The organism is Caryophanon tenue, assembly GCF_001700315.1.
Classification (GTDB): domain Bacteria; phylum Bacillota; class Bacilli; order Bacillales_A; family Planococcaceae; genus Caryophanon; species Caryophanon tenue.
In genome coordinates this window covers 58,599-72,516 of record NZ_MASJ01000004.1, presented here as the reverse complement: position 1 = coordinate 72,516, position 13,918 = coordinate 58,599, and the positions used below count along the sequence as shown (strand labels likewise).

13 protein-coding genes are annotated in these 13,918 nt (G+C 39.5%); 12 read left to right on the top strand and 1 reads right to left on the bottom strand.

Annotated elements, in window-relative coordinates; translation table 11 throughout:
• Positions 1-243: 243 nt before the first annotated feature.
• On the bottom strand, positions 244-369 hold the full coding sequence (gene yhfH / locus A6M13_RS05970) for a protein YhfH (protein WP_066543834.1): 126 nt from the start codon (positions 367-369) through the stop codon (positions 244-246).
• Between the two features lie 251 nt (positions 370-620).
• On the opposite strand from yhfH, the gene lplA reads away from it, so the two are divergent.
• From lplA to A6M13_RS05910, 12 genes are all read left to right on the top strand, one after another.
• Entirely contained in the window at positions 621-1,622 is a 1,002-nt protein-coding gene (lplA, locus tag A6M13_RS05965) for a lipoate--protein ligase (RefSeq protein WP_066543833.1), read from the top strand.
• A gap of 109 nt (positions 1,623-1,731) precedes the next feature.
• Entirely contained in the window at positions 1,732-2,361 is a 630-nt protein-coding gene (locus tag A6M13_RS05960) for an S-layer homology domain-containing protein (protein ID WP_066543831.1), read from the top strand.
• Positions 2,362-2,602: 241 nt separating this feature from the next.
• Positions 2,603-2,797: a hypothetical protein gene (locus tag A6M13_RS05955; RefSeq protein ID WP_141680903.1), complete on the top strand. Its 195-nt coding sequence runs from the start codon at positions 2,603-2,605 to the stop codon at positions 2,795-2,797.
• A 205-nt stretch (positions 2,798-3,002) separates the two neighbouring features.
• A complete protein-coding gene (locus A6M13_RS05950) occupies positions 3,003-3,707 on the top strand; it encodes a response regulator transcription factor (RefSeq protein WP_066543826.1) in 705 nt (234 codons plus the stop codon).
• Positions 3,707-4,687 (top strand): sensor histidine kinase, encoded by a 981-nt coding sequence (locus A6M13_RS05945; protein WP_066543823.1) that lies wholly within the window; start codon positions 3,707-3,709, stop codon positions 4,685-4,687. The genes A6M13_RS05950 and A6M13_RS05945 overlap by 1 nt, the downstream gene beginning before the upstream one ends.
• Before the next feature lie 10 nt (positions 4,688-4,697).
• Positions 4,698-5,114, top strand: coding sequence for a hypothetical protein (locus A6M13_RS05940; protein WP_066543822.1), 417 nt, complete (start codon positions 4,698-4,700; stop codon positions 5,112-5,114).
• Between the two features lie 5 nt (positions 5,115-5,119).
• Positions 5,120-5,893, top strand: coding sequence for an ABC transporter ATP-binding protein (locus tag A6M13_RS05935; protein WP_066543821.1), 774 nt, complete (start codon positions 5,120-5,122; stop codon positions 5,891-5,893).
• On the top strand, positions 5,865-7,799 hold the full coding sequence (locus A6M13_RS05930; protein WP_066543818.1) for an FtsX-like permease family protein: 1,935 nt from the start codon (positions 5,865-5,867) through the stop codon (positions 7,797-7,799). Before A6M13_RS05935 ends, A6M13_RS05930 begins: the two co-directional genes overlap by 29 nt.
• Before the next feature lie 108 nt (positions 7,800-7,907).
• Positions 7,908-9,458: a fatty acid--CoA ligase family protein gene (locus A6M13_RS05925; RefSeq protein WP_066543815.1), complete on the top strand. Its 1,551-nt coding sequence runs from the start codon at positions 7,908-7,910 to the stop codon at positions 9,456-9,458.
• 336 nt (positions 9,459-9,794) lie between these two features.
• Complete coding sequence (locus A6M13_RS05920; protein ID WP_066543814.1) at positions 9,795-11,777, top strand: S9 family peptidase; 1,983 nt, start codon at positions 9,795-9,797, stop codon at positions 11,775-11,777.
• A gap of 89 nt (positions 11,778-11,866) precedes the next feature.
• Positions 11,867-12,511 (top strand): VTT domain-containing protein, encoded by a 645-nt coding sequence (locus A6M13_RS05915; protein WP_066543813.1) that lies wholly within the window; start codon positions 11,867-11,869, stop codon positions 12,509-12,511.
• Positions 12,512-12,597: 86 nt separating this feature from the next.
• Entirely contained in the window at positions 12,598-13,854 is a 1,257-nt protein-coding gene (locus A6M13_RS05910; protein ID WP_066543809.1) for an EAL and HDOD domain-containing protein, read from the top strand.
• Positions 13,855-13,918 lie beyond the last annotated feature (64 nt).

Below are 13,918 nucleotides of genomic sequence, written 5' to 3'. Positions count from 1 at the left end.
ACAGAGGAAACAATACGTAGCGTATTTTTGGATAAATAATGTAGAGTTTTTCGAAGTTGTACTAATACAGTTGGAGTGTGAATCTGTAGTAGTACAAGACAGAAAAAAGCACGTACCATGAGCAGTAGGTACGTGCTTTTTGTGTAAGGTATTTACGTATCGTTTCATTAGAAACAATGTGATACAAAATTTTTAAAGATTATAAAGTCATCGGACAGATAACAGTGCTAATACGCGTGGTAATTAGATGCAGTTGCATTTTTCACAAGTGTTGTGGTAGCACTCACTTTGTTCGTCGATTTTTTCACCGCACTCTGTACATACTTTTGCAGGTAAGTTTTTGAAGAATTCTACTACGTTTTCTAACATCTTGTTTGCCTCCTTTTAAGTACCAAACTGTACTATAAACTGTTTTTGTTGTTCTTAGTGTATTATAACAGTTTCGATTCGTCAACCGTAAAATCAAAAAAATATAAAAAAATTTCAGTTAATTTAAAAAAACGTCTTTTTAGTAGAGGGAAAAAGGAAAGTAGAGTAAGATTAAATTGTTTATAAAAGCCTTTAACAGAAAGGTTTTGACAAGCGTTAAAAAGAGCAATTGGTGAAGGGATGAATGCAACGTGTATTTTGTCGACAATAAAGGAATTACTGATCCACAAGTGAATTTAGCCATTGAAGAATATGTGTTACGCAATATGGACATTGAAAAAGATGATTTTTTATTGTTCTATATTAACGAACCATCTATTATTATTGGTAAAAATCAAAATACGATTGAAGAAATCAATACGGATTATGTGGAAGAGAACAATATTAAAGTCGTGCGTCGTCTGTCAGGTGGCGGCGCTGTTTATCATGATTTAAATAATTTAAATTTTAGCTTTTTAACAAAAGATGATGGCAATAGCTTCTCAAATTATAAAAAGTTTACACAGCCAGTTGTGGATGCGCTTGAAAAATTAGGGGTGCAGGCAGAGCTATCAGGACGTAATGATATTTTAGCTGAAGGTCGTAAAGTATCGGGGAACGCACAATATTCAACGCGTGGCCGTATGTTTAGCCATGGGACATTAATGTTTAACTTAGATATTGATGCAGTTGTCAATTCATTAAAAGTAAAACAAGACAAGATTGAGTCAAAAGGGATTAAATCTGTGCGCTCACGTGTGGCGAATATTTTAGATTTATTACCAGAAGACAAAAAAATAACAGTAGAAGAATTCCGTTTAGAAATTTTACGCTCAATTTTTGGCGGCGAAGAAAATATTCAATACTATGAATTAACGGAGGAAGACTGGACGAAGATTCATGAAATTTCAAAAGAGCGTTACCAAACGTGGGAATGGAATTATGGTAAGTCTCCTCGCTTTAACATTCAAAAAACGCATCGCTTCCCATCAGGTGGCATCGATGTTCGTTTAGAGGTTTCTAAAGGAATGGTTATTGAAGAAGCAACAATTTTCGGGGATTTCTTCGGTGTTGGCGATGTAGCAGAACTTGCGGAAGCATTAAAAGGTGTTAAATATAATCGTGAGGCCATGGCAGAAGCTTTACGTCCATACGATATTCCAACATATTTAGGTGGCATAACAGTCGACGACTTCTTAAAAGTGATTTATTAAGGACGATGCAAAGTGTTACGTGTATTTTACAAACACGTAACATTTTGCTTTTTTTGTTTTAGCAGCGTGCATTCAGTGGTACGAGACGACAAAAGGAGTGTGAAGAAACATGCAATGGAAACGGATTGCTTTATTAACTCTTTGTATCGTCAGTTTAGGGACGATGCCTACAAATGCCGCGACATTTAAAGATGTGAACACACAACATTGGTATTATTCGTCTGTCGAGCGATTAGTAAAGCATAATATACTTTCAGGATACGAAGACGGTACATTTAAACCACAACAGCCCGTTACACGCGCACAAGCTGCTACAATTATTGCCAATGCTTTACGTGTAAATAAAGAGGCTATCGTACCTCCTCGTTTTACAGATGTTGCAAAAACGAATACACATTATGAAGCGATCGCAGCTTTAACAAAATTAGGGGTTTTCCAAAATAGTGAGCAGTTTTTTCCGCAACAAAGTTTAACACGTAAGCAAATGGCTAAAATTTTAGTTGAAGCATTTAAGTTGAAAAGTAGCGGCATCGTTACGTATGCAGATGTGCCACCAAAAAGCTGGGCGTATGAATATATCGGTATTTTAGGTGCTTTAGGCATTACGACGAATCAAGGCGACTTTTATCCGAATCAAGCAGTGACCCGTGCACAATTAGCTGCATTTATAGAGCGAACAATTGACATGAAGCGTAAAGATAATGACAATGATATTTGGGATACGTGGAAAAATTGGTAGTAAATAGGTGTTGTTAAGGCGTTTAAGAGCAAGTTCTTAAGTGCCTTTTTTCTTGTCACACCGATTTATGGACCCTTTCTTTTCTCGAACGAGGCTCGTATAATGAGGACAGAACATCTTCAGAATGAAGCGAGCGCAATTTTTAACGCTAAAGTGAGATGATAGGATGGGACAGACAAAAGAAAAGTCGAAAAAAGAAGAGTCGAAAAAAGAAGAGTCTAAAGGCAAGGGAGGTAGTGTAGTGGGGAAGTTTGTTATCTACTTTTTATTCATCATCTGTGCCATTACGATTGGTGATCTTGTGCAAAAGCCATTTGCGGAGTTTATTCGTATGATTATTGGAGAAGGTCGTCAGCTACCGCAATCATTTGGTACAATTGTAACGGCATTAGTTGTCGCATTAATGTTAGTCGGTTTAGAAAAGCTAAAGAAATAATAGACGGGCGAAAAGAACCTTTTTTCATACATACGCGTCTATATGAGTGGTTGGCCATAGTTTTGGCTTATGAGAGCATCTGTAAAAGAAGGAGCACGTCTTCTTCTACAGATGCTTTTTTATGTGAATGTCCCTTAAATAGTTCATACATACAGTGAAACGACATCATAGTGTACAATAAAAAGAGAAAAAGGAGTGTGAAGGCATGGAACAGCATCGGATTTTCATTGTGGAAGATGATCATAAAATTGCCTCGCTATTAGCCGATACACTACGTAAGTATCAGTATCAAGTAGAGGTTGTACAAAATTTTGATTTATTAGTGGAAGAAGCGGTGGCATTTCAGCCCCATTTAATTTTATTAGATATTAATTTACCTGCATATGATGGCTATTACTGGTGTCGTCAATTGCGTCAGCAGACGACATGCCCTATTATTTTTATTTCTGCGCGTTCAGGTGAAATGGACCAAATTTTTGCGTTAGAAAATGGCGGTGACGACTTTATTACAAAGCCGTTCCACTATGAAATCGTACTAGCAAAAATTCGTAGCCATCTTCGTCGAACGTATGGTGAATATGCACCGAAGCAAGAGGAGCGTACAGTTCGTGCAGGGCAATTACAGCTTTTACTAGAGCGTATGGAATTGCATAAAGGCGAATTGATTGTGCCGCTGCAAAAGAAAGAATGTATTATTTTAAGCTTATTAATGAGTAATGCACAAAAGGTTGTATCGCGTGAGCAATTATTAGAGGAGCTATGGGATGACCAGTCGTTTGTGGATGAAAATACACTGAATGTCAATATGACGCGTGTGCGCAAAAAATTAACGGATTATGATGTGTTATCAAGCATTGAAACGGTTCGTGGTGCGGGGTATCGCTTCATCTTACATGAGGATGAACTATAATGGGCTTACGTTTATTTATACGTGAATATGGCAGCTTTATTATTTTACAGCTGATTATTACGATTTTTTTATTGGCGGTATATTGGTTAGAAGGCTTTCGTGATTTGGCGACAGCCTTTTATGCGTTAAGTATCGTACTTTTATTAACGATGTCATTTTTAGTCGTACGCTATATGTTACGCCAGTCGTATTATGATAAAGTGACGGCAACACCGGTCAAGATGGAAGATGCGCTACATAAGAGCGCACGTACACCTGAGTCGAAATCTGTTGAACAATATATGCACCACCTGTATCGCATTTATCAGTTTGAAGTACAGGCACTGCATGTGACGAAGGACCGTCATGACCAGTTTATGAATCAATGGGTACATCAAATGAAAACACCGATTTCGGTTATTGAGCTGCTGTTACAAGAGGAAGAGTTAGATGGGCAATCGATGAAAGAAGAAGTCGAGCGTTTAAAAAATGGCTTAGAAATGGTGTTAATGAATGCGCGTTTAGAAAAATTTGAAGAAGATTTGCATGTTGAGACGATCGATGTGAAACAGCTTGTTAGCCAAGTAGTCAATGAAAATAAACGTCTCTTTATTACAAAGCGCGTTTTCCCGCAGCTTGATATTGAAGATGGGGTAACCGTGACATCAGATTCAAAGTGGTTAAAATTTGTGATTGGTCAGTTTATTACGAATGCAGTGAAATACACATTTGAACCACAAAAAAAGGTGTACATTACTGTTGACCAGCAACAAGGAGATGTACTATTAATTGTACGAGATGAAGGGATTGGCATTCCAAAGTCTGATTTATCCCGTGTGACAAAAGCTTTTTTCACAGGCGAAAATGGGCGGAAAACAGGTGAATCAACAGGGATGGGCTTATATTTAGCACAGGAAGTAAGCACAAAACTTGGACATGAATTACTCATTACATCGGAAGTAGGCGTTGGGACGACGGTGACACTTCGATTTGGTCAATAAGGAGGAGAGTATGGAGGCGCTACAAATTGAGGAATGGTCTTTACTCATAGATGAACAGACGACGAAGCAAATTTATGAGGATTTACCCGCTACATCTTCGAAAATGCATCAAAATTTTCGACAAGTTATGCGTTATTATACCGCAGATATGCATATGTTTTTAGAACGATTAGGCGTAGATTATACGAAGCCCTTTTCATTGCAGGCATTACCGGTAGATCAAGGGGAAAAGGTGATGTATAGCGGTGTATTTTATGCATACGGAGCGGTGATGACAGGTGATTTTGAAGCGTGGGACGTGATGTTAGATATGTTTTGCTTATCGTTAACAGCACAGTTTGACAGCGTGCCATTACAAATGGGAGAGGCAGCTATTGAAATTAGTTTTGAAGCCGTACTCCCTTGGATTCTAAAGGAAAGTATGTGAACAGAGTGCCAATTTTAGAAGTGAAAGATGTCACAAAAGTGTATGAGGGCAAAGTGACGCATCGTGCCATTAGCCAGTTAAGCTTAGATGTGGAAAAAGGTGAGTTTTTAGCGATTATGGGACCTTCCGGCAGTGGTAAAACAACGCTGCTCAATATGATTTCAACGATTGATGCACCGACAGCAGGCGAAATTATGATTGAAGGTATTCGTCCAGCAACGCTAACGAAAATGGAGCTTGCGCATTTACGTCGACGCAAGCTCGGCTTCATCTTTCAAGATTTCCATTTATTACAAATGTTGACGTTGGAAGAAAACATTATTGTACCTTTAACATTGGACCATTATGATGTGGATGAAATGCAAAAACGTGTCACGGCTTTAGCGAATAGCTTAGGGCTAACGGATTTACTAACAAAGCGTCCAAATGAAATTTCAGGGGGACAGGCACAGCGAACAGCGATTGCGCGCGCGCTTATTCATCGTCCGTCGATTATATTAGCCGATGAACCTACTGGAAACTTGGATTCTCATATGTCGCGCGAAGTGCTAGAGTTACTAAGCAATATTAATCAAACACAGCAAGCGACGATTATTATGGTAACTCATGACCCAATTGCTGCGAGTTATTGTGACCGTGTGTTATTTATTAAAGACGGGCAGTTTTTTAATGAAATTTATAAGGATGAGCGTAGACAAACGTTTTTCCAACGAATTTTAAACGTCTTAAGCTTACTCGGAGGTGGCGTTGGTGACCTTTCGTCAATTCGCTTATCGTAACGTAATTCGTAATAGCCGAATTTATGCGGCATTTTTTATGGCGAGCTGCTTTTCTGTGCTCGTTTTCTTTATTTACTCGATGTTATTGTTTCATCCAAATATTGATGAAAGTGTACTAGGGGTCATGTCGCTCCTCGGTATGGTTGTCGCTGAAATCATTTTAGCATTGTTTAGTTTATTCTTTCTGTATTATTCAATGAACGCATTTTTAGAGGCACGAGCAAAGGAATTTGGTGTATTGTTCCATCTCGGGATGGATGAGCGCCAATTTGGACGTTTAATCTTTTTAGAAACGATGCTCATTGGCTTTACGTCTATTATTGTTGGCATTGCGTTCGGCTTTGCATTTACGCGCTTCTTCTTTATGATTGTGCGAGAAATTTTACATTTAGATGAGTTGCACATGTATGTTGCATGGGAACCGTTTTTACTGACGGTCGGGGTATTTACAAGTGCGTTTATGGTCATTGCTTATGCCAGTATTGTTACGCAAAAAGAGCGTAGGACGATTCATTTACTGCGCGGACATGATGAACATAAACAACGACCTGTAACAGTTCGTCGTGCGGTATTAGGCTTAAGCTTTATTATTTGTTCCTATATCGGCATGTTTATCGGAGTGAAACTAGAAAATTTAGCATTTATTATTATTGTGCCACTGTTTGGTATCGTCGGCACGTATTATTTATTTAGCGATACATTGCCATATCTACTCGAACGTTTTCGTTTACAGAAAAAATATTATTGGCGCAGTTATTCAGTGATTTCCTTATCTGAAACGATTCAAACGATTCGTGCCAATGTCAAAATGTTTTTTGTCATTACATTAGTATCGACGCTTACCTTTTTAACGATAGGTGTACTGGCCTCTGTATCGTCTTATACAACGCAGTATGAGCGCTTAAATCCGCTCGGCATGGTGTATAAAAGTACAATTGATAACCCGTATGAACAGCAACATATTGCCTCGCTACGGAATCAATTAGAGTTAGATCGCTTATCGTATAATTTATCGCGTTTTACAGTCATTCAACAAACCTCTTCTTACACAAAATATGAAGTGGAAGTATTCCGAGAGTCTGAAATTAACCATTTGCTGTTTTCGCTAGGGTATCCACTTGTTACGTTATCACAAGGGGAAGCGATGTTTATTCCATATTCAGAAGATGCTATTTCCGATTTGCAAAATTATACGGTGCGTACGGTGTTGAAGGAAAATAGTATCCCGCTAGTCATTGATAGTGTGTATCCAGAATTTATTTTTCCAGGCAATTTTGTAAGTAGTAACTCCATCATTATTAGTGACGAAGACTTTATAAAAATTGAACAACCGCTGATTGGCACAACATTTGAGCAATCTGCGTATCGCCTATACACATTTGATGTGCCTCAGTGGATGGAGCTCGAACATATTGGTGTTGCGATTGATGCGATGGTCGAGCAAGAATCAGCGAATTCGCTTGGGTATGATTTACCGTTTTATTTTGAGAATGCAGGGCTTAACTATTCATTTGTACTCGCTACGTACTCGTTGTTTACGTTGATTGTGTTATTGGTCGCTGCTGTCTTTTTACTCGCTGCCGGAAGCTTTGTGTATTTTAAAATGTACGCGGATTTAGAGCGTATTCAAAAGCATTTTGATGTGTTGCGCCGCATGGGCTTAACGGATGGTGAGCTCCATCGTTTAGTTGATCGACATTTAATGCCACAGTTTTTCCTACCGTGGCTCGTCGCACTTGTTCACAGCACGATCGTATTAATCAGTTTTAATGTGCTGTTAGAGCATCTTGTGAACATTACGATTGTCGATGAAGTAATTATCGGCTTTGTTGTACTGATTACCATTCAAATTTTTTACTATTATTTAATTCGCTGGCGTTATATCGCGCATATTAAAAGTAATTAACAAGAAAAGTTACGTAAAGTAGAAATATTTGTTGTTATCGATGGTTAATTATTTTATAATAGCAAATAAGAATGAATCGTCATTCATAAAAACAAAGGGGTGTTTGTTTTGACATTAGTGCAGACCGTTCACGAGCAAGCGAAAAAAACGCCAACAAAAACTGCGTATCACTTTCAAGGACAAGATGTAAGCTATGAAATTTTAGAACAATCCATTAGCCGTTTTGCACAAGGTTTAGTAGATGCAGGCATTGAAAAAGGGGACAATGTTGCATTATTACTAGGGAATACACCACATTTTATTATATCGCTATATGCGATTATGCGAATTGGTGCAACGGCAGTGCCGGTGAACCCAACGTATACGAAAGATGAAATTAGCTATATTTTAAAAGATGGCAATGTGAAAGGAATCATTGCACTTGATATGTTAGTACCACTTGTAGAAGTAGCGGCACAGCTATTTCCAGCGATTCGAACGTACATTATTTGTGAAACGACGACAGAGGCGAGTGCACAAGTGGCCACATTGTCAGCACAAGCACAGCAAAAAACGAAGCTATTTCAAGCAGTTTTAGCGGACGTAAAGCACGCTGCGCCGATTCAACAAGTAGATGAGCAAGATACAGCTGTTATTTTATATACATCTGGCACAACAGGGCATCCAAAAGGTGCGATGCTAACTCATCAAAACTTATACAGCAATGCGCGCGATGTAGGGCAATATTTAGCGATGACAGAAAACGATCGTGTCATTGCGACATTGCCAGTGTTCCATGTGTTCGCGTTAACCGTTGTTGTGAATGCACCATTAATGAAAGGTGCCACGGTTTTATTAGCACCACGTTTTAGCCCGGCAGAGATTTTTACATTAGCCAAACAACAGCGAGCAACCGTTTTTGCAGGTGTACCAACAATGTTTAACTTCTTATATCAATATGAATCAGGTGATGCGAAGGACTTCGAGCATTTACGTTTGGCGATTTCAGGGGGAGCTTCATTACCAGTCGCGTTATTACATGCATTTGAGGCACGCTTCAATGTGCGCATTTCTGAAGGGTATGGTTTATCAGAGGCGTCACCTGTTACGTGCTTTAACCCGTTAGATCGCGAACGAAAAGCAGGTTCTATCGGTACGACCATTCCAAATGTTGAAAATAAAGTGGTCGATGAATACGGTGATGAGCTACCGGTTGGAGAAGTCGGGGAACTTATTGTACGCGGACCGAATATTATGAAAGGTTATTACAATATGCCCGAAGAAACAGCGCGTGCCATTCGTGATGGCTGGTTATATACAGGTGACTTAGCGCGTATGGATGAAGAGGGTTATTTTTATATTGTAGACCGTAAGAAAGATTTAATTATTGTTGGAGGCTTTAATGTGTATCCACGTGAAGTCGAGGAAGTGCTTTATACACATCCTAATATTGTCGAAGCGGCCGTTGTCGGCTTCCCAGACGAAAACTTTGGGGAAGCGGTGCATGCATTTATTGTCTTAAAAGAACAAACAACTTCTACTGAGGATATACGCGCATTTTGTGAGGAACGTTTAGTGAAATACAAAGTGCCAACGACGATTGAGCTGATTGATGAATTACCGAAAAACTCTACCGGTAAAATCTTGCGTCGTTCCTTTAAAGAGCGCATCCAAAAATAATGGAAAAAACGTCATCCAACAACAAATGGATGGCGTTTTTATATGTGTATTTTTAGAAGGGGCGGCGCGGTAATAATCGTTTTTGTGCACAGGTTGGGCAAAGTGTAGGCAGTACTTGCTTCATTATTTTTTCGAGTGGATGCTCGTGAACTTTTCGAGTGGGACGTTGACGAAATGAACGTCCACAGCGAATACATGTAACGATACGGAATGATCTACGCACATGTAACACCTCCTTTTGTTGTAGTATCGCAAAAATGGATATGTTTTTATAGTTACGTGCTTGTATTCAGTGGTACAATTATTACGAAAATCGAAGTAATTAGGAGTGGACATATGAAACGACCAATCGAAATTGCAGACCTATACACATTACAATCTATTACAAATCCAGTATTTGCACCAGATGAACAGCAAGCGGTATTTATTCGTACGCAAATGAATGCGACTGAAAATGATTACGAGGCGCATTTATTCCATATTGATTTACAATCTCATGAAGTGACGCAGTGGACATATGGCTTTAGTAAAGTGTCATCCCCCCAGTGGAGTCCAGATGGTAACTATGTGGCATTTTTAGCGAAGCGTGGCGACTCGCAACAAGTCCATCTTTTACATGCACGTGGTGGCGAAGCGCAGCCGGTAACAACTGTTCCAAATGGTGTAACAAGCTTTTTATGGTCACCTTGTGGGCAAGCACTTTACGTGACAGCAACAGCGCTTGATGATGTACCAATAACAGAAAAGCCAGAAGAAAAAAAGACAAAACATATTGCACCGTATAAAGTTGACGGCATGAAATACAAAATGGACGGTGTCGGTGGTGACGGTTTACGTGCCCAAAATCGTACACAACATATTGCGCGTGTCACGTTACAAGGTGAAGTGACAGTAATAGCGGACGGAAAATATCCATATCAATTACAGGCAATTAACGGTGCAGGGACAAAACTTGTGTATAGCGTGAATCGTGCAGAGGTGAAGGATTGGAATTTTGCATCACCGATATATATATTAGATTTACAAACAAAGGAAGAGCGAGCGATTGAAACGCGTGATGGCTATTTTGGGGGCGCAGCATTTTCAGTTGACGACGCGTATATTGCATATGTGGGGAGCGACCAGACATATAAAAATGCAACACATGCGAATGTATTCGTCTATGAGCTAGCGACGCAGCAAACGACAAACATTACAGAGTTTATCGACGCACCTGTTGGCGATTATGTAGTGGCAGACCATCAGCAAGGTGTGCATGCACCTGCTGTTGTTTGGACAGAAACAAATGCATTATACTTCCAACTATCTGTAATGGGCGATGTTCGTTTATATTACGCTACACTTGATGGCGCTATTTATCCAGCATCACCGGAAGATGAGCATATTTACGATTATGCTGTCAAGAAATCGGGCAATGAAGCGTTAATTGCTGTGACAAATCGTATTTTCCCAGGTGAACTATTTATGTATGACATTACGATGGGGACGCGTGTCCAATTAACACATTTTAATGATGCATGGCTAGAGCAGGTAGCACTTGTAGATGCAGAGCCAATCGTGTATCATTCAATAGATGGGCAATATGATGTGCATGGATGGCTAATGAAGCCCGTTCATTATGAAAAAGGTAGAAAGTACCCATTAATTGTTGAAATTCATGGTGGTCCACATACGATGTATGGCAACTCATTTTTCCATGAAATGCAGCTACTAGCAGCGCAAGGATACGGCGTGTTATATACAAACCCGCGCGGTAGTCATGGCTATAGCCAAGCGTTTGTTGATGCGTGTCGCGGTGATTACGGTGGCGGTGACTACGAGGATATTATGGCAGGGCTTGATGCGGTACTTGCACAGTATGATTGGATTGATGAAGGACGTCTAGGTGTTACAGGTGGTAGCTATGGTGGCTTTATGACAAACTGGATTGTTGGACACACAGACCGCTTTAAAGCAGCGGTGACACAGCGTTCGATTTCAAATTGGATTAGCTTTTATGGTGTGTCAGACATTGGTTATTACTTTACAGATTGGCAAATTGGTGCCGACATGACGGACATTGACAAACTGTGGCATCATTCGCCATTAAAATATGCACAAAATGTTACGACGCCACTGCTTATTTTACACAGTGAAAAAGATTTCCGTTGTCCAATTGAACAGGCGGAGCAATTATATATTACGTTAAAGGCACAAGGGAAAGAAACGGCGTTCGTACGTTTCCCAGATAGTAGCCATGGCTTATCACGAGATGGGATTCCTTCATTACGTGAAGCGAGATTAGCAGAAATCATTGAATGGTTTAACAAATATTTATAAAAAGTTAGGAAAAACTGTTCGTGACAGTTACGGTGAAAAAACGTAAAATGAACGGATGAAACTATAAATAGAAAGTAACGAGGAAACATATGGATATCGTGATGGCGCTAGTCGATTTTATTTTGCACATTGACGAACATCTCGTCGACATTATTCAAGATTTCGGTGCATGGGCATACGGTATTGTTTTTGGTATTGTATTTGTAGAGACGGGGCTTGTTATTTTTCCGTTTTTACCAGGAGATTCTTTATTATTTGCCAGTGGTGCATTAGCGGCACAAGGAGCATTCGTACTTCCGATTTTACTCATTGGTTACTTTGTCGCAGCGGTTATCGGTGACACGGTAAACTATCATATTGGTAAAAAGGTCGGAACATCGATTCCACCGAATAGCTTTTTAGGGCGTGTTGTTAGTCAAGAACGTATGGACGCAGCGCAAGCATTCTTTAATAAGCATGGCGGTAAAACGATTGTCATTGCCCGCTTTATGCCGTTTATTCGAACATTTATCCCGTTCGTTGCTGGTGCAAGTCGTATGAATTACGGCTATTTCTTACTCTACAATGTAGTGGGAGCCTTTGCATGGGTGTTTAGCTGTACGTTGCTAGGCTACTTCTTCGGCAATATTCCAGTAATTAAAGATAATTTCTCAACAGTACTGATTTTAATTATTATTATTTCTGTGTTGCCAGCAGTTGTAGGATTTGCAAAACAACGACTAGTAAAAAACTAATGAAAAGAGTTGTTTGTGCCGAGCATAGACAGCTCTTTTTGTGATTACATTACACTACTAATCCGTAAGAGAGGAAGGAGGTTTTTATGGAGGTTTTTGTTGGGCGCCAACCGATTTTTGATGCACAGGAGCACATAGTTGGTTATGAGCTACTTTATCGTAATAAGCAAGTGCGAACGCATAGTGCCGCGAACGATGATGATGCGACAATGCAAGTATTGACAAACGCATTGCTGTCAATTGGCATGGATGAAGTGGCGAAAGGGAAATTATGCTTTGTGAATTTTACTGAAAATTTATTGATGGGACCGTTGCTTGACCATTTAGAGGCGAAGCAAATTGGCATTGAAATATTGGAAGATGTGCCGATTACCGAGCGATTAGTAAAGCGTTTAGCGGTGTTAAAGAGACGTGGTTTTAAAATCGCGATGGATGACTTCGTACTATATGAAAATCAATTATATAAAGAGTTGTTCCAATATATTGATTATGTGAAGGTCGATTTCTTAAGTGCAACGCCTAACGAACGTTTTGAGATTGAAACGTTAATTCAAACAACGTATCCACATGTATTACTTGTTGCGGAACGTGTAGAAACGCGTGGTCAATTTAATGAAGCGTGTCAGGCAGGTTATCAATTGTTTCAAGGTTTTTTCTTTGAGCAACCGCAGTTAGTGAAATCATATGAAATTCCAATAAATACACTACAATATTTACAAGTGTTAGCGATGTTAAAAAATCAAGATTTAGATATGAATGAATTAGCGACACAAATTGAACGTGATGTAGCGCTTTCTTATAAATTAATGCAGTTTATTCGCGTAGTTGACCCACGTTTACGTCGTAAAGTTAGCTCGATTAAGCAAGCGGTTGTCATGTTAGGGATTACCGAATTGCGTAAGTGGATGTATTTGCTCGCGATTCGAGAAATGAAAAATGCGAACGAGTCGGGCGCATTTAAGCAATTAATGATTATGTCTTTATTCCGCGCACGTGTATGTGAGCAGCTTGCACGTCGCAAACATTTTAAAAATCCATCTGAATATTTTTTAGTCGGTATGTTTTCATTAATTGATTCGCTGCTACAACGACCATTACAGCATATTTTAGGGCAGATGCCGCTCAATGATGAGATTATTGATACATTAATTGGCAAGGATACGAAATACGCCCCGTATTTAAAATTCAGCATCGCGCTTGGAAAAATGCGTTGGGATGATGTGGAAACGTATTGCGCATCATTACACATTCAACCGAGCTTTGCACAACAAATATACGACGAATCAATGGCGTGGGCGGAAAGTGCCGTCTATCATTCAATGAAGCCAGACATGAAAAGCTAGTGGCAAAAAGCTCACTAGCTTTTTTTCATGGCGTCCTTCATCGTGATGAAGTTCCATTCAGCAG